We start from the raw sequence: 16,992 nt of genomic DNA, 5'->3' as shown, positions 1-16,992 counted from the left end.
ACGGGGCCGTCAGCGGTCACAGCCCAGCCAGCCTGGCTTCGCCGCGGGCCGACAGTTGCTCGCGCAGGCGCGCGCCTTCCGCGGCCGGCAGCCCGGGGATCAGTGCGTTGGTTCCCGGCGAGGCCGTATGCAGCTTCAAGGTGCACAATCCAAGCCCGCGCTCCACTGGGCCCACCCCGATGTCCACGTACTGCATCCGCCCGTAGGGGACCACCATGGTGCGCTGGAAGAAGATGCCGCCCCTGATCAGGAGGTCCTCGTCCCGCTCGGCGTAGCCGATGGCACGTACCTGTCGCGGGATCAGCACCAGCCGCCAGACGGCCATGACCACGGCCGCAGCGGGCACGAGGATGGCCAGCCACAAAGGGGGCCACACCCACCACCCGAGGGTCACAAAGACCAGCGGCAGGCACAGCACAAGCACCATGATGAGGTTCCCGAGGGCCCACTCCACCAGCCGGACCGTGACGTATTTGGGCGACACCCGCTGCCAGGTGATGCCCGGCGGATCAATCGCCTCGGTACGCATATTCGCCTTCCCCTGCGGCTTCACCGCGCGGGCTCCGGCCACGCTGGCCCTCGCCCGGCGTTTCAGTGTCCTCCGGCGGAATCTTGCAAAAGCGCTCCACTAAGAGGCCCACCACAATCATCACGAGGCCGCCACCGGCCTGGGCAAGCGCCACCCAGGTAATGCCTTGGTCACTGCGCAGGCTCCAGACCCTCAACTGGTCCAGGAAAATGCCGACGTGCCAGCCGAGGAGTACGGTGCCGGCATAGGCGCAGGCCTGGGCAAGGACCAGGGTCCGGGCGGCCAGGATGGGGTCAAGAACAGTCTTCTTTTTGCTACTGTCCCGGTTGCTGTTGCGCCACCGCAGGATCCGGATGCCAAGGATCAGGGTGATGGCCACGATCACGCCCATGGTGGCCAGGGCCGTGACGGGCAGGACTGGCGTGGCCATGCTGTACCGGTTGGTCAGGACGGTGGCAGCCCAGCCCGCGACGGCCAGGATCAGGCCGATCAGCAGCAGGCGGAGGGGGTTGATCGGTTTCATGGCCTATTCAACCGCCCCGGCGGTGGGGACGCCGTCGAAGTCGCCGAAGCCGTCAAACGGGGCAAGGTCGTCAAAGTCGGAGGCGCGGACAGCCAGGGCGCTGATGCGTTCACCGTTCAGCATGGCGGCCGGTTCGATCAGGGACCACGGATAAAGCACGAAGGCGCGTTCCGCAGCGCGGGGATGAGGCAGGGTCAGGTCCGGGTCGTCGCTGGTGAAGTCGCCATAGGTGATGATGTCGACGTCGAGCGTTCGCGGCCCCCAGCGCACCTCGCGGACACGGTGGTGCTTGTTCTCCACGGACTGGCAGTGCTCCAGGAGCTTGGCCGGGGACAGGGTGGTTTCCACGGTGATGACCATGTTCAGGAAGTCCGGCTGGCCGGCAGGACCACCCACCGCCTTCGTCTGCACCACCGGAGAGACGGCCAGCAGGCGGACCTCCGGCGGATCCACTAGGTCAGCTACCGCTTCGGAAAGGGTGTCGTTCCGTTCGCCCAGGTTGCTGCCGAGCGCAAGCACCGCCTTGGTGTAGCCGGTGGTCATGTCCGCTCCCGGTACACGCTGACGGACACGTCGCCGAAGGGGACTTCGATGGGTGCCTTGGGTTTGTGGACGGTGATCTCCACGGCGTGGAGCCGGTATTCGCTCAGCAGGTCCTCGGCAATCCGCACAGCCAGGGCCTCGATCAGGTTCACGGGTTCGCCCGTGATCCACCCTGTGATGCGCTCCGCCACCTCGCCGTAGTGCGCGGTGTCCCGGACATCATCCGAGGCGGCCGCCCCGGAAAAGTCCAGGTGCAGCACGGCGTCCACCACAAAGGGCTGGCCGTCGCGGCGTTCGAAATCGAACACGCCATGATGGCCGACGGCGGTGACACCGCTCAGCGTAATCCTGTCCATGGGTCCCCCGGCCCTAGTGTGTGGTGCGGGCGGAAGCCAAGCGTGAGGCAACCTTGACGGCGTCAAGGCTGGGGCCGACGTCGTGCACGCGGACCGCCCAGGCCCCGCGGAACGCGCTGATGGCAGTGATGGCCGCGGTGGCGGCGTCCCGCTCCTCCGGGGCGGCGGACTTTCCTGCCACCGTGAGCAGGGTGCCCAGGAATCGCTTGCGGGAGGCACCTACCAGGATTTTGTGCCCCAAGCTCTCCAGCTGGTCCAGGTTTTGCAGGAGCTCCCAGTTCTGGGCGTCGTTCTTGGCGAAGCCCAGGCCCGGGTCCACAATGATCTGGTCCTGCCCGACCCCGGCTGCGTAGAGCTTGTCCCGTACCCCGGCGAGTTCTGCCACCACTTCCCCGGCAACGTCCTTGTACTCGGCCAGCGAATTCATGGTGCGGGCGTCGCCGCGGCGGTGCGTCAGCACGTAGGGCACCTTGGACGCTGCCACGAGCTCGGCCATTTCCGGCTCCAGGGTGAGGCCGGAAACGTCGTTGATGATGGCTGCGCCGGCTTCCACCGCAGCAGCTGCCGTGGAGGCATGGGTGGTGTCTATGCTGACCAGCGCGCCTGCCTTGACCAGGGCCTCGATCACGGGGATCACCCGCCGCTGTTCCTCTTCCGGGCTGACGTCCTCGGCGCCGGGACGGGTCGACTCACCGCCGACGTCGATGATGTCAGCACCTGCGTAGAACATCCGGAGGCCGGCGGCGATGGCGGTGTCCGCCGTCGGATGCTTGCCGCCATCGCTGAAGGAGTCCGGGGTGACGTTCAGGATGCCCATGACCAGGGTGCGGTCGGTGGGCAGGTCGGAGAACTTCGCGGCCGGACGCGGTTTGCGCAGGATGGGCAGCGGAGATGTTGCGGGCCCGGTTCCCGGGGCTGCAGCTAGTGAGTCCATGGTCTGATACTTACCTTCCGAGGATGAGGCTCATGGCTTCGGCGCGGGTGGCCGGGTCATGGAGCTGCCCGCGTACCGCGCTGGTGACGGTTTTCGCTCCGGGCTTGCGGACACCGCGCATGGACATGCACATGTGCTCGCATTCAACCACGACGATCGCGCCGCGGGGTTTGAGGTGGCTGACCATTGCTTCAACGATCTGGGTGGTGAGTCGCTCCTGCACCTGCGGGCGACGGGCGTAGATATCCACAAGCCGTGCCAGCTTGCTGAGTCCGGTCACTTTGCCATCGTGGGAGGGAATGTAGCCCACGTGCGCCACCCCGTGGAACGGCACCAGGTGGTGCTCGCACGTGGAATAGAACGGGATGTCCTTGACCAGGACCAATTCTTCGTGGTCGAGGTCGAACTTGGTGGACAGGATGTCCGCCGGATCGTGGTGCAGCCCGGCGAACACCTCGGCGTAGGCCTTGGCCACGCGCTTCGGGGTGTCCTGCAGTCCGCCGCGGTCCGGGTCCTCGCCGATGGCCAGCAGGATTTCGCGGACAGCAGCTTCGATCCGCGGCCGGTCCACTTTCTCATGCTTTTTGTGGTGGTGGCCGTCCTCCGCCGGGTGTCCGGCGGAGGAGTGGATGTCGTCGTCGTCGAAGTGGTTCACAGAAGAAAGCTTAGCCGTGGACGCCGTCAGGCCCCGAGTCGGGGACGCCGCCCTGGAACGCTGCGTCCTCCGGGACACCCTGCGGGTGCGGGGGCTGCGCGTCCAGGGGCTCCTCGAGGCGGGCCTGCTTTGCTTCCTCTTGGGCTTCGCGCTCAGCCTTCTCCTGGCGGGATTCCACTGGGCCCGCCTGCTGGACCGGACGGGTCTCCTTGGACAGCCAGACTTCGCGGAAGTCACGCTTGCGGATGTCGGCGAAGATGTCGGCGATTTCTGACTGGTTGAGGGTTTCGCGTTCCAGGAGTTCCAGTGCCAACTGGTCCAGGACGTCGCGGTTCTCGGTGAGGATGGCGTAAGCCTCATCGTGCGCCTGGTCGATGAGGCGGCGCACTTCCTCATCCACCACGTAGGCGATCTGGTCGGAATAGTTGCGCTCGTGCCCGGCGTCGCGGCCAAGGAACGGCTCGCCGCCGCCCTGGCCGAGGCGGACGGCACCCACCCGTTCGCTCATGCCGTACTCGGTGACCATCTTGCGGGCCGTCGCCGTTGCCTTTTCGATGTCATTCGATGCCCCAGTGGAGGGGTCATGGAACACGATCTCCTCAGCCACGCGGCCACCCATGGCGTAGGCCATCTGGTCCAGGAGCTCGTTGCGGGTGACGGAGTATTTGTCGTTATCCGGAACCACCATCGTGTAGCCCAGGGCGCGGCCACGGGGCAGGATGGTGATCTTGGTGACCGGTGCCGAGTTCCGCAGCGCCGCTGCCACCAGGGCGTGTCCGCCTTCGTGGTACGCGGTGATCTTGCGTTCGTGTTCCTTCATAACGCGGCTGCGCTTCTGCGGGCCTGCCATGACGCGGTCGATGGCCTCGTCCAAGGCGCGGTCATCGATGAGGTTGGCGTTGGAACGTGCCGTGAGGAGCGCCGCTTCATTGAGTACGTTGGCGAGGTCTGCACCGGTGTAGCCCGGGGTTTTCTTGGCCACAGCCTTGAGGTCAACGCCCGGGGCCATCGGCTTTCCCTTGGCGTGTACCTGCAGGATTTGGTCGCGGCCGATCAGGTCCGGGGCGTCCACAGAAATCTGGCGGTCAAAACGGCCGGGACGCAACAGTGCCGGGTCCAGGACATCGGGACGGTTGGTGGCGGCGATCAGGATGACGTTGGTCTTGACGTCGAAGCCGTCCATTTCAACCAGCAGCTGGTTGAGGGTCTGTTCGCGTTCGTCATTGCCGCCGCCGATGCCGGCGCCACGGTGGCGGCCCACTGCGTCGATTTCGTCAACGAAGATAATGGCGGGAGAGTTGGCCTTGGCCTGCTCGAAGAGGTCGCGGACGCGGGACGCGCCCACACCGACGAACATCTCAACGAAGTCCGAGCCGGAGATGGAGAAGAAAGGCACGCCGGCTTCGCCCGCAACGGCCCGGGCCAGGAGGGTTTTGCCGGTTCCGGGAGCGCCGTAGAGCAGCACGCCCTTGGGGATCTTGGCCCCCACCGCCTGGAACTTTGCCGGCTCCTGCAGGAACTCCTTGATTTCCTGGAGCTCCTCAACAGCCTCGTCCGCACCGGCAACGTCAACAAAAGTCACTTGCGGCATGTCCTTGTTGACCATCTTGGCCTTGGACTTGCCGAACTGCATGATCTTGGAACCGCCGCCCTGCATGCGGGTCATCAGGAACCAGAACAAGGCACCGAGGAGGATGACCGGGATCAGGAGCGAGAGCAGTCCGGAGAACCAGTTGCTCTCGATTGGCTGGTCCGTGTAGCCGCTGGCAGGTTTGGCATCGGTGACGGCCTTGACCACGTCCACCGCACGGGCATCAACGAAGAAGAACTGGACGCTCTTGCCCTTGTCCTGGCCGTTGAGCTGCAGGTTTTCCTTGAGTACCAGGTCCACGCGGTTTTCGCCGTCGAAGATCTTCGCCTGCTCAACCTGGTTTTCAGACAGCAGCTCCAGGCCCTTGTTCGTGTCGATCCGGGCGGCACCGCCGGGAGCCAGCGTTGCAAAGGCCACAAGGAGCATGCCGATTACAACAACGATCCAGATGCCCGGGCCCTTGAAGAAACTCTTAGCTTTCATCTGTTCGGGGATTCGCCCCGTCCCTCCTGGTAGTGCTGCACGGCGAGTGGTCTGCGCGCGTGTGGTGCTGCGTCAGCTTCTAGCTATACACCGTTCGGAGTAAATCACGCACGGTATGGCACAAAAGTTCCCTGTGGGCGTAGCGGTCAGGACCGGGGCGGGGCGACGGATCCGCGGGTGACCAGCGGGCAGTCCAGGACCGTCGGATCCAGCGCCAGCCCGGCGAGGTCGCCTTTGCCCTCAATGGCGTCAATCAGCGTTCCTGTGGCCCAGGCACCCATTTCGTAGTGCGGCAGGGCCAGCGTGGTGAGGCCCGGATGCAGGTTGCCGGCGATGAGTTCCTGATCATCGAAGCCCACAATGGACAGGTCAGCGGGGATGGCAAGTCCGAGCTCGGCGGCGGCCCGGTAGGCGCCCATGGCCATCCGGTCGTTGTAGCAGAAGATGCCCGTGGGGGGATCGCTGAGCTGCAGCATCCTTCGTGCCGCCTCATAGCCGCCCTGCACTTCGGACGGTCCGGTGTGCACCGGCGCGGCACCGCCGTCGAGCCCTGCCCCGGACAGGGCATTCCGGAACCCCCGGAGCCGCCCGTGAGTGGACGGAACGTCGTCGGTGTTGTTGAGGAAGCCGATGCGGGTGTGCCCGGCGGCCAGCAGGGTGGTGACCGCCGTCCTGGCTCCGGCTTCTTCGTCGGGGACAACGGCGGCGATGGTTGCCCCGCTGCTGACGGCGTCCACCAGTACCGCCGGGACGTTCGCGAGATTGCCGGGCACATCCAGAATGCGGTGGTACATGGTGGCGTACAAAATGCCGTCCACCCGACGCTCCAGCAGGGCATCAACGTCTGACTTCCTGGATTCATCGCTGGCCGACGCGGACGTGTTGATGATCATGAGGTTGTAGCCGCGGGCACGTGCGGCGTCATCTGCGCCCAGAATGATCCTGCCGGCATGGGGCGTGGTTGCGATGTCCTCGCTGACCAGCCCCAGCAAGCCGGTGCGCTGCGTGCGCAGCGCCTGGGCCAGGCGGTTGGGGCCGTAGCCGAGCTGCACCGCCGCGGACTTCACCTTTTCCCGGGTCTCGGCGCTTATCCGCGCGTACGGGACATCGTTGAGGACATGCGAGACCGTGGTGGCGGACACTCCGGCGGCGACTGCTACGTCCTTGATGCCAATGTTCTTGTTGTTCAACTTCTCTTCCACATGCTGGTTGTCCGGGTGTGCAAAAGGCGGCCTCCCGAAAGAGACCGCCCTTACAACAGGTGCGCGGCAGGGAAGCGCGGGTTACTCGTAGACGTGCGGCGCCAAAGTGCCCACGAAGTCCAGGTTGCGGTACTTTTCTGCGTAGTCCAGGCCGTAGCCCACAACGAATTCATTGGGGATGTCGTATCCGACGTATTTAACGTCGATCTCCACCTTGGCGGCAGTCGGCTTGCGGAAGGCGGTGCAGATTTCCACCGAAGCAGTGCCGCGGGACTCCAGGTTGGTCTTGAGCCAGGACAGCGTCAGGCCGGAGTCGATGATGTCCTCGACGATCAGGACGTCCTTGCCCATGAGGTCCGTGTCCAAGTCCTTGAGGATGCGGACAACCCCGGAGGACTGCGTGCCGGAGCCGTAGGAGGAAACAGCCATCCAGTCCATGGAGATGTGGCTGTGCAGCGCGCGGGCGAGGTCTGCCATGACCATCACCGCACCCTTGAGCACGCCAACAATGAGGATTTCACGGCCTTCGTAGTCCTTGTCGATCTCGGCAGCGAGTTCGGAGATCCGCTGCTGGATCTGTTCCTTGGTGTAGAGAACGTGCTTGAGGTCTGCCTGGACGTCGTTTGAATCCACCAATGGCTCCTGTGTAGATGCGGGGTGCGACTAATTTTGGGGCGGTTTTTGAGGCCGGAATACTAGCTTCCCACAGCGGGGGGCTTCCCGGGGAACGGGAAAGCTGCCATCGGGCTGGGCGGCGTCCCTGGCGGGCCGGTTTGCTGCCTGCAGCTGGGCCAGCGACAACCGGTAGACACTCACTCCGCCGGGTAGCTCAACCGGGCCGGCCGATCCCTGCCTCCGCAGCAGCGCTTCCGCCGCGAGGAGCCTCTGGTAGCTGGGCTGCTGGCCCCCGACGTCGGCAGCCGCCTTCGCGATGACCCGGAACCTGATGGCCGGCGCAAGTTCCCCCAGGGCCTCCTCCGGAAGGCTCACATCGGCTCCGGAGCGTTCCGCCAAGGCCGCAAACGTGCGCTCCGCCACGTCCTCGAGGTAGTCGGCGTCCAACTGGAGGATGGACGCCGTCCTGGCCAAGGATTCCGCGACGCCGGGCCCGAGCTTCTCTTCGAGCAGCGGCAGCACTTCCACGCGGGTCCGGGAGCGAGCGAACGCCGGGTCCGCGTTACTGGGGTCATGCCAGGGTTCGAGTTCCTCGGCGTGGCAGATCTCCAGGGTGTCCGCACGGCGAAGTCCCAGGAACGGCCGGAGCAGCATCCCCCTGGCAGGCCTCATCCCGGCCAGGGACCTGGTCCCCGAACCGCGGGCCAACCCCAGGAGAACCTGTTCGGCCTGGTCATCCAGGGTGTGGCCCAGGAGGATTGCCCCGGCTCCCTGTTCCGCGGCTGCAGCCTCAAGGGCGGCATGGCGGGCATCACGGGCGGCAGCCTCCGGTCCCATGCCTGTGGGCGCGACAATAACGGTCCGCACCTCCACGGGGGCCAGGCCCAACTCCTTGAGCGTGTGCGCGGTCCGGACGGCCACGTCAGCCGAGCCGGGCTGCAGCTGGTGATCCACCACCACGGCGCCCACCGTCACAGGGTGCCCGTCCACGTGGCCGCGGCGGGCGAAGTAGCCTGCGACGGCGGCAAGCGCCAGGGAGTCGGGCCCGCCGCTGCAGGCCACCACTACGTGCGCCGGAAAGCCGGCGTCCGCCAGCGCGTTCTGGAGCGCCTTGCGCGCAGTGCCGACGACGGGCGCCAGCCTGCCGGGCCGCCGTCGTCCGCTGTGAAACCCGGCGCGGGCGTGAGGCGCTTCAGGCAATTAGAGGCCCATCCGGTCAAGCCAGATCTTGGCGTCGTGGATTTCAGGTTCAGTGGGAAGGTTCTCTGCCGATTCCCAGACCCGGTTGAAACCCTCCATCCCGGCAACGTCCACTACGGCACGGACGAACTTGGCGCCGTCCGAGTACTGGCGCATCTTGGCGTCCAGGCCCAGCAGGCTGCGGATGAACTTTTCGATCACGCCACGGTCCTTGCCGCGGTCGTTGAAGCGCTGCCGGATGGTCTTCACCGACGGCACGATGCTGGCGTCAACGGCGTCCATCACCACGTTGGCGTGGCCTTCCAGCAGGCTCATCACGGCCGTGAGGTGGGAAAGGGAAGCCTTCTCTTCGGGGTTCTGCAGGAGGTCCAGGATGGCACCGCGGCCGGGAGTGTTGCCCGTGGCTGTCCGGTCCTTGAGGGAGCGCGCCGCGGCGGAGGCACGCTCCAAGAGGGAGTCAACGTTGCCCAACAGGTGACCGCTGAGGTTGTCGATCTCGGAAAGCATATGGTGGCGCAGCCACGGCGCGGCGGCGAACTGCACGCGGTGTGTCTGTTCGTGCAGGCAGACCCAGAGCCGGAAGTCCTCCGGCGTGACGTTGAGTTCACGCTCGACGGAAACGATGTTGGGGGCGACCAGGAGCAGCCTGCCGCCCGCCGGTGCATTGGAGCCTTCGGCCAGGGCCGCGAAGGGATCGTACTGGCCCAGGACCTTGCTGGAGAGGAAAGCCAGGACGGCGCCCAGCTGGCTGCCCGTGATGGCACCGCTGACGCTGGCCGCAGCCGGGCTGACTGTTCCGCGGCGGCTTTCCAGCATTTTCTCCATGGCCGGCTTCAGCATCACCGCGAAGCTCTGGGTGTTGGCCTTGGCCCAGGATGCCCGGTCCACTATGAGCACCGACGAGTCCCGCAGATCCCGCGCCGCTTCCAGCCCGGTGATGTGGTGCACATGGTGCACGGAGGCGTCGGCCAGCCGCCGCAGGCTGTCCACGGCGTCACCGATTTCCGCCGATGACAGTATGGGTCCCGCCGGTGTCAGCCGTGCAGCTGTGGACGCGGCGAGGTCCCAGTTGATCAGGGCCTGGGCCGGGCTGGACGACGCCGGTGCGGACGAATCACGTGCGGTGGACTCCATAGTTCCCATCAGAACACAGCAGACCGTGGAACGTCCTTAAGTTCGCTGACCGGCGAACCCCCGGCAGGCGCCGACCGGGCCCGCCAGACCGGTCCCCGCCCGCATGAACGGTGCTGGGCCGCACCGCCAATGCGGGCGAGGGCCGCTAAAACTTTCCCGCCGCCGACACGCGGATTCTGTGATCTCCTGGCTTCCGTGATCTCCTGGCGAACGCGCCCCTAGCGGCAGCCGCAGGCCGCGAGCGCCGTGGCGGCCCTGTCGAGGGCTTCCTTGTTCCCGCCCGCCCCGGGGGTGAGCCCGTTGCCGATAAACGAGAACACCAGCAGCCGGCCGTCGGCGTCCACCACGTAACCGCTGAGGGCGATCACCGAATTCAGCGTCCCGGTTTTGGCCCGCACCAGCCCGGCACCGCCTGCGGTGGAGCTGTCCCCATAACGCGTGTCCAACGTTCCGGTCAGGCCGGCCACCGGGAATCCGGCCAGCGCCGCCCGCAGCCTGAGGTCCGTTCCGGAGGTGATGGCCCGCACCACTTCGGAGAACTGGCGGGCCGAGACCTCGTTGTCCAGCGCCAGCCCGGACACGTCCGCGAGCCGCATGGCATCGGTGGGGATCCCAAGTTCGGTGAGCTGGGCACGGACTGTGGCGGTGGCGGCGTCGTTGCTGGCCGGTTGCCCCTGGGCGGCGGCCGCCATTCTGCCCAGGACCTCCGCGAGGTAGTTGTCCGAGGTCTGCAACATCAGGTCGACCTGCTCCCCCACGGTGGCGGACTGGACCTCTGCCAGGACGGTCGGGTCACTGTCCGCCGGCGCGCTGGAACGCCCGACGCCGGCCGCCACCGTCAGTCCCGCGGCGGCACCTGCCGCCTTGAGCTGCTCGGCGAACGCCTCCCCTGCGGTGATCGCGGAATCCTGCGGGCGCGGTCCGGTGAGGACTGCGGGATCGAACCGTGCGGAATTCAATGCCAGGGGGTACAGCGGGGCCACTTCGCCGGCCTCAACGTCACCGGACGCCCAGGCCGGATTCAGGGACGGGCCGCTGAACAGGGAGTCGTCCACCCGGACCGTCAGCTCCCCGGTTGCGCCGTTCTCCTGCAGGGCAGCTACGGTCGCTTCGGCCAGCGTGGCAAGCCCGGCATGGCCCATTACCTGCTCCGGCGCGGACTTCCCCGTTCCCAGGAGGACGTCGCCGCCGCCGGTCAGCACCACTTGGCTGGGCGTGGGACCGGCGACCACTCTGGTGCTGAACCGCTCGTCCGGCCCCAGGACCCGCAGGGCTGCGACCGCGGTCAACAGCTTCATATTGGACGCGGGAATGCGGTTCTCCGAACCGCCCCGGTCAAACAGGACCTGGCCGGTGAGCGCATCCTGGACCATCCCCGTGAAAGTACCGCCGCCGTCGGGCTTTAACACCGGTTCCAACTGGGCCGTGACGGCTGCTGGTACCGGTACCGGCGCGGAATCCGTCAACGGGGACAGGCCCTGCCGGGTGGAAAGTGACGTGGGGGCCTGCTGCCAGGCTGGCGTTTCGGGCGCCTGCACCGGAGCCGGACCCGTGAAGGCGGGGGCAAGCAGCCAGCCGGCGGGGAGCGCCAGGATAAGGATCAAAACCAGGAGCAGCGCCGTGGGCCAGGCCTTCACTCCGCGGTGGAGGGTGCGCCGCAACGCATCCGTGAACGGCGCCCCGAACCCTGCGGGCCCCGATGTTTCCTTCATGTTGGTGCTGGTCCTCAAGTCCTGAAATTTCCCCGCAAGTTCCTGAAACCTGGGCCTCTCGCTATATCCTCAATAGTAGTCGGCGGCACCGACACTCCATTTTGCTGAGCGTCTACTGTGCCGCGAACCCCCTGCAATTGCCGAGGAGCATTCCATGAAGCACGACGTCACCATCGAGATCCCCAAGGGGTCCCGCGTCAAGTACGAAGTTGACCACGAGACCGGCCGCGTCCGCCTGGACCGCGTCCTCTTCACCTCAATGCAGTACCCCACGCACTACGGTTTCTTCGAAAACACCCTGGGCGAAGACGGCGATCCGCTGGATGCACTGGTGCTCCTGCAGGACTTTGACCTGCTCCCCGGCGTCATTGTTGAGTCCCGCCCCATCGGCGTCTTCAACATGACCGACGACGGCGGCGGAGACGCCAAGGTCCTGTGCGTCCCGGTTGACGCCCGCTTTGACCACATCCAGGAAGTCAGCGACGTCAGCGAGTTCCTGATCAAGGAAATCGAGCACTTCTTTACCCGCTACAAGGACCTGGAGCCCGGCAAGTGGGTCAAGGCCGAAGGCTGGGGCGACCGCGCCGCCGCCGAGGCCGAGCTGGAAGCTTCCATCAAGCGTTACGTGCCGGCCGCGCACTAAGGCCCCGTCGCAAATCCCCGCCTCCCGGACAAATCCCCGCGTCATGTGAGGGGGAAATGTCCGGGAGGCGGGGATTTTCTGTTGTCCCTCCAAAAGTAAATCTGTGGAATCGTAGCCCTGTGAGTTCCGAGCCTTCGTTTAATCCTCCGTGCGGTCCGGTCAGCGGTTGGCGGGACGGTGACGTGCTGCGCGCTACGGGGATCCCCTACGCCACCGCGGCCCGCTTTCAACCTCCGGTGGCCACACCGGACTGGACCACCGACTTCGCCGCCACTACCCTCGCACCCGCCTGCCCGCAGGGGCCAGTCCCGTTCCTGGATGACATCCTCGGCACCCGCTACGGCGAGCTTCCCGGCAGCGAGGACTGCCAGCGCCTGTCCATCACCGTGCCTGCCGGCTTGGCCGAGGATGAGCGGGTCCCGGTCATGGTGTGGCTGCACGGCGGTTCCTACACTTCCGGTTCCGGTGACCTGGCAATCTTCGACGCCAAATCACTGGTGGCTGAAAACCGGGTGATTGTTGTCTCGGTAACCTACCGCTTGGGCCTGTTCGGCTACTTGGCCACCGGCACCGGACGGCCCGCCAACCTCGGCCTGCTCGACCAACTGGAAGCGTTCCGCTGGGTGCAGCGCAATATTGCTGCCTTCGGCGGCGATCCAGGACGTGTTACCGCGTTCGGCCAGTCAGCCGGTGGCGACTCCGTGGCCCACCTCATGGCGACGCCCGAAGCACCGTCGCTGTTCCAGCGGGCCATCATCCAAAGTGCTCCCCTTGGCATCACCCGCGGCCGGCACAAGATGAGCCACGCCATGGGCATCGCTGCGGAGGCTGTCACCGAAGACACTCCTGCCATGGAAGTGGTGGCCGTCGAGGACCGCGTGTCCCAGGTGGCCCGAAAGTACGGGCTCATGGCGGCCATGCCGTTCGGTACGCAGTACGGGCACGCTCCCCTTCCGCCGGAGGCCGACATCGAGGCCGCCTGGAACGTGACGGCTCCGGACATCGAGGTGCTGATCGGGCATACAGCCGACGAGGCACGGCTTTTCCTTCCCCGGAGCCCCCTGGTCAGCCGGCTGGGCAAAGTCCCCGGCATCGGAAACGCCGCCGTCAAAGCCATCAATTGGGCCGTGACGGAGGCGGTGTACGGCCGGGCAGCCCGGAAGTTTGCCCGGCGCCATGCACACGCCGGCGGCAAGGCCCACAGCTACGTCATCTCCTGGGGCGCCCCCGGGAATTACTATCGTGCCGCCCATACCGTCGACCTGCCCCTGTTGTTCGGCAATCAGCAGACCTGGGCCGCCGCCGGACTCCTCGCGGGAGCAACGTGGGAAGAGATCAATGCCGTGGGCCGGGAGTTACGGAGCCTGTGGGCCGCTTTTGCCCGGGGTGACAGCCTCGGCGAAACAGGCGGCATCCCCGGCGCCCTGCGCTACCGCTCGGTCACATGAAGACGCTGGGCGTTGATCTGGCAGCCTCGACCAAAAAGACGGCTGTCGCTGTCCTGGAATGGAACACTGGCACTGCGCGCCTGGAGCACCTTGCACTGGACGTGAATGACCAGGAAATCGTGGAACTCTTCGGCAGAAGTTCGATGACCGGCATCGACTGCCCGGTTGGCTGGCCGGATGCCTTCCTGCCGTTCCTCACCGGGCACCTGAACTTTGATGTGCGTCCGGTTTTGGACCATGACGGCATCGAGGGACGCCGGCTGCTGGCTTACCGGGACACTGACCGCTTCGTCACGGGGCACACCGGGCTGATCCCCCTCAGCGTCGCCGCTGACCGGCTCGCCCACCCGGCGATGCGGTGCGCAGTGATCCAGGCCAAGATCGCAGCTGGGCACGGGCCTCAGGCCAGGGACGGTTCCGGCCGCTTGGCGGAGGTCTATCCTGCCGCGTCCCTGAAAATTTGGGGCCTACTGGCCCGTGGCTATAAAGGCCGCGGCGCTCCCGAGGCGGAACGTCTTGGTGCGATTCTGGAGCACCTGCGCGCGGCGGCACCATGGTTGGACCTTGCCGGCCACGAGGACCGGCTGGCCGCTTCCGACGACCTCCTTGACTCGGTGATTGCGTCGTTGACCGCCCGGGCTGTGGCCGTAGGCCAGACTCTCCGTCCACCCGAGCCGTACGCCGCCGCAGCACTGACCGAAGGCTGGATCCATGTGCCGTCCGGCGAGCTCGCCGGCCTCGTCGACATTTAGCTGCTGCCGCCCAGGGTCCAGTTGCGGAGGTCCTCCGGGTCCTCGCCGTGTACGCGGGTGTGTTCGCGCGCTTGCATCCGCCGGTCCTGGAGGCTCTGGCGGACCAGCGAATGCTTCTCCGCCAGGCCCGGTACACGGTCGATGGCGTCGATGGCCAACTGGAATCGGTCGATGCCGTTGAGCATGGCCATGTCGAACGGCGTGGTGGTAGTCCCCTCTTCCTTGTAGCCGCGCACGTGCAGGCCCTCCTGGTTGGTGCGCCGGTACGTCAGCCGATGAATCAGCGCCGGATAGCCGTGGTAGGCGAAAATGACAGGTTTGTCCGGGGTAAAGATTCCGTCAAAGTCCGACGCCGGGAGGCCGTGCGGGTGCTCACTCGCGTCTTGGAGCCGCATCAGGTCCACCACGTTGACCACGCGGACCTTCAGCCCCGGAACGCCGTGCTTCAACAGCTCCGCAGCCGCGACTGTCTCGACAGTGGGCACGTCGCCGGCACAGGCCAGGACGACGTCGGGCTCCTCGCCGGATACCTCGGAACCTGCAAAACCCCAGATGCCCAGCCCCCGCTGGCAGTGGTTCGCAGCGTCGGCCGGCCCCAGCCACGTGGGCGAGGGCTGCTTGCCGCTGACAACGATGTTCACATAATCCGTTGATGCCAGGCAGTGTTCCATGACTGAGAGCAGCGTGTTCACATCCGGCGGCAGGTAGACCCGGATGACCTCGGCCTTTTTGTTCACCGCGTGGTCTATGAAGCCCGGATCCTGGTGCGAGAACCCGTTGTGGTCCTGCTGCCAGACGTGCGAGGACAGCAGGTAATTCAGCGAAGCCACTGGTTGGCGCCACGGGAGCTTGCGGTGCACCTTCAGCCATTTGGCGTGCTGGTTGAACATCGAGTCGACGATATGGATGAAAGCCTCATAGCAGCTGAACACGCCATGCCGTCCGCTCAGGAGGTAGCCCTCCAGCCAGCCCTGGCACAGATGCTCGCTGAGCACCTCAAGCACCCGGCCGGAGCGCGCAAGGTGCTCGTCGGCGTCGTCAATCCGGTATTGCCACACCTTGTCGGTGACCTCATAGACGTTCTGGAGCCGGTTGGATGCCGTCTCGTCCGGGCCAAAAAGGCGGAAATTCTCCATGTTGAGCGAGATCACATCCCGCATCCACGAACCCAGCGTAATCATGGGGCTGATCCGCTCCGTACCTGGCTCCGGCACCTCTACTGCGTGGGCCCCGTACGAGGGCAGCTCCAACGCACGGCGCAGCAGCCCGCCGTTGGCATGCGGGGTGGCGCTCATCCTGAAATCGCCGGTAGGAGCAGCCTCGGCGATATCAGGACGGAGCCGGCCATCGCCGTCGAACAACTCGTCCGGGCGGTAGGACTGCAGCCATTCCTCGAGTTGCTGGAGGTGCTCAGGATTCGTGCGGACTTCGGCGAGCGGGACCTGGTGGCTCCGCCACGTGCCCTCCACCTGCTGGCCGTCCACAACCTTCGGTCCGGTCCAGCCCTTCGGCGAGCGCAGCACGATCATGGGCCAGCGCGGCGCTGCCCCGTCCCCATCGGTGGCAGCGTCTTCCGCAGTGCCGCGGCGGGAGTCCTGGATGGCCCCGATTTCGGCCAGGCACTCCTCAAGCGCCGCCGCAAAATCCCGGTGCGCCTGGGCGGTGTTGTCCGCATCGGTGACGGTCACGAAATGCGGCTCATGGCCATAGCCGCGCAGCAGCTGTTCCAACTGGCCCTCCGGCATCCGGGCAAGGATGGTGGGGTTGGCGATCTTGTAGCCGTTCAGGTGCAGGATGGGCAGCACGGCGCCGTCCGTGGCGGGGTCCAGGAAATTATGCGAATGCCAGCTCGCCGCCAGCGGTCCGGTCTCCGCCTCGCCGTCCCCAATCACGACGGCGGTGACCAGCTGGGGATTGTCGAACACCGACCCGTAGGCGTGCGCCAGCGCGTACCCCAGTTCTCCGCCCTCGCTGATGGAGCCGGGGGTCTCCGGTGCCGCATGGCTGGGGATGCCGCCGGGATAGGAAAACTGCCGGAACAGCTCAGCCATGCCGGTTTCGTCATTGCCCACATGCCCATAGATCTCGGAGTAGGTGCCCTCCAACCAGGCGTTGGCCACCACCGCCGGGCCGCCATGGCCAGGACCGGCCACAAACAGCATCTCCTGGGCGTCACGTCGGATCAGCCGGTTCAGGTGCGCGTACACGAAGTTCAGCCCCGGCGTGGTGCCCCAGTGGCCCAGCAGCCGGGATTTTGTGTCCTCCGCGGCGAGCGGCTTCCGGAGCAGCGGGTTGGAGCGCAGATAGATCTGGCCCACCGACAGGTAGTTCGCGGCCCGCCACCAGCGGTCCACGAGTTCGAGTTCGTCCTGCGCCACGTTGCCGGTCATAGCCATCCTTAGCTCGCACCTGCCGCCGCTGCGGCCGTTGCTCCCATCCGAACAGATGACCGCCGCACTCGCAACCGTTGTAGCTGGTTCACGCTCAGCAAACGCGTCCACCACCGTGATGGGCCGTCCTCCCCATCGCGGCTCGGTCTGTAGGGGTTGGATTCGTTTACGGCACCGTCTTCCAGTTCACCGGGCGGCCCTCATCCCAGCGGAACCCTGCCTTTTTCTCCGACATCCCGCTGTTTCTGGCGACGAGCATCCTTACAGGCCTGGTCCTATGGT

16 protein-coding genes are annotated in these 16,992 nt (G+C 66.1%); 3 read left to right on the top strand and 13 right to left on the bottom strand.

All coding sequences use genetic code 11. From position 1 onward, the window contains the following. Window positions 1–16: 16 nt before the first annotated feature. From ACLKOZ_RS04745 to dacB, 12 genes are all read right to left on the bottom strand, one after another. On the bottom strand, window positions 17–529 hold the full coding sequence (locus ACLKOZ_RS04745) for a PH domain-containing protein (RefSeq protein WP_337345431.1): 513 nt from the start codon (window positions 527–529) through the stop codon (window positions 17–19). Further along, window positions 510–1,052, bottom strand: coding sequence for a DUF3180 domain-containing protein (locus tag ACLKOZ_RS04740; RefSeq protein ID WP_436473186.1), 543 nt, complete (start codon window positions 1,050–1,052; stop codon window positions 510–512). Before ACLKOZ_RS04740 ends, ACLKOZ_RS04745 begins: the two co-directional genes overlap by 20 nt. A 3-nt stretch (window positions 1,053–1,055) precedes the next feature. Beyond that, complete coding sequence (folK, locus tag ACLKOZ_RS04735; RefSeq protein WP_436473184.1) at window positions 1,056–1,595, bottom strand: 2-amino-4-hydroxy-6-hydroxymethyldihydropteridine diphosphokinase; 540 nt, start codon at window positions 1,593–1,595, stop codon at window positions 1,056–1,058. Next, window positions 1,592–1,951: a dihydroneopterin aldolase gene (gene folB / locus ACLKOZ_RS04730; protein ID WP_337345428.1), complete on the bottom strand. Its 360-nt coding sequence runs from the start codon at window positions 1,949–1,951 to the stop codon at window positions 1,592–1,594. The genes folK and folB overlap by 4 nt, the downstream gene beginning before the upstream one ends. A gap of 13 nt (window positions 1,952–1,964) precedes the next feature. Further along, window positions 1,965–2,885: a dihydropteroate synthase gene (gene folP, locus ACLKOZ_RS04725; RefSeq protein WP_337345427.1), complete on the bottom strand. Its 921-nt coding sequence runs from the start codon at window positions 2,883–2,885 to the stop codon at window positions 1,965–1,967. 10 nt (window positions 2,886–2,895) lie between these two features. After that, window positions 2,896–3,540, bottom strand: coding sequence for a GTP cyclohydrolase I FolE (folE, locus tag ACLKOZ_RS04720; RefSeq protein WP_436473182.1), 645 nt, complete (start codon window positions 3,538–3,540; stop codon window positions 2,896–2,898). Window positions 3,541–3,550: 10 nt separating this feature from the next. Beyond that, window positions 3,551–5,614 carry an ATP-dependent zinc metalloprotease FtsH gene (gene ftsH / locus ACLKOZ_RS04715; protein ID WP_337345425.1) on the bottom strand — a complete coding sequence of 688 codons (2,064 nt, stop codon included), beginning with the start codon at window positions 5,612–5,614 and terminating at the stop codon, window positions 3,551–3,553. A 146-nt stretch (window positions 5,615–5,760) separates the two neighbouring features. After that, complete coding sequence (locus tag ACLKOZ_RS04710) at window positions 5,761–6,804, bottom strand: LacI family DNA-binding transcriptional regulator (RefSeq protein WP_436473513.1); 1,044 nt, start codon at window positions 6,802–6,804, stop codon at window positions 5,761–5,763. A 93-nt stretch (window positions 6,805–6,897) separates the two neighbouring features. Then, a complete protein-coding gene (gene hpt / locus ACLKOZ_RS04705; protein ID WP_337345424.1) occupies window positions 6,898–7,449 on the bottom strand; it encodes a hypoxanthine phosphoribosyltransferase in 552 nt (183 codons plus the stop codon). 30 nt (window positions 7,450–7,479) lie between these two features. After that, window positions 7,480–8,571, bottom strand: a complete 1,092-nt coding sequence (gene tilS / locus ACLKOZ_RS04700) for a tRNA lysidine(34) synthetase TilS (protein ID WP_436473512.1) — start codon at window positions 8,569–8,571, stop codon at window positions 7,480–7,482. Between the two features lie 60 nt (window positions 8,572–8,631). Beyond that, window positions 8,632–9,765, bottom strand: coding sequence for a zinc-dependent metalloprotease (locus ACLKOZ_RS04695; protein WP_436473510.1), 1,134 nt, complete (start codon window positions 9,763–9,765; stop codon window positions 8,632–8,634). Between the two features lie 218 nt (window positions 9,766–9,983). Continuing rightward, window positions 9,984–11,477: a D-alanyl-D-alanine carboxypeptidase/D-alanyl-D-alanine endopeptidase gene (dacB, locus tag ACLKOZ_RS04690; RefSeq protein ID WP_436473180.1), complete on the bottom strand. Its 1,494-nt coding sequence runs from the start codon at window positions 11,475–11,477 to the stop codon at window positions 9,984–9,986. A gap of 154 nt (window positions 11,478–11,631) precedes the next feature. Here dacB and ACLKOZ_RS04685 point away from each other — a divergent pair, with 154 nt between their 5' ends. The 3 genes from ACLKOZ_RS04685 (at window position 11,632) to ACLKOZ_RS04675 (ending at window position 14,320) form a co-directional block, all read left to right on the top strand. After that, the gene (locus ACLKOZ_RS04685) at window positions 11,632–12,120 is read left to right on the top strand and encodes an inorganic diphosphatase (RefSeq protein ID WP_066287853.1); all 489 of its coding nucleotides are present in this window, start codon (window positions 11,632–11,634) and stop codon (window positions 12,118–12,120) included. Window positions 12,121–12,239: 119 nt separating this feature from the next. Beyond that, window positions 12,240–13,568, top strand: a complete 1,329-nt coding sequence (locus ACLKOZ_RS04680) for a carboxylesterase family protein (protein WP_436473178.1) — start codon at window positions 12,240–12,242, stop codon at window positions 13,566–13,568. Further along, entirely contained in the window at window positions 13,565–14,320 is a 756-nt protein-coding gene (locus ACLKOZ_RS04675; protein WP_436473176.1) for a DUF429 domain-containing protein, read from the top strand. Before ACLKOZ_RS04680 ends, ACLKOZ_RS04675 begins: the two co-directional genes overlap by 4 nt. On the opposite strand, the gene ACLKOZ_RS04670 is transcribed toward ACLKOZ_RS04675, so the two are convergent. Beyond that, entirely contained in the window at window positions 14,317–16,710 is a 2,394-nt protein-coding gene (locus ACLKOZ_RS04670) for a phosphoketolase family protein (protein WP_436473174.1), read from the bottom strand. The genes ACLKOZ_RS04675 and ACLKOZ_RS04670 overlap by 4 nt on opposite strands. Window positions 16,711–16,992 lie beyond the last annotated feature (282 nt).

The organism is Arthrobacter sp. R4, assembly GCF_051365025.1.
In the GTDB taxonomy this organism is placed as follows: domain Bacteria; phylum Actinomycetota; class Actinomycetes; order Actinomycetales; family Micrococcaceae; genus Arthrobacter.
This window is presented reverse-complemented; position numbering and strand designations above follow the sequence as displayed.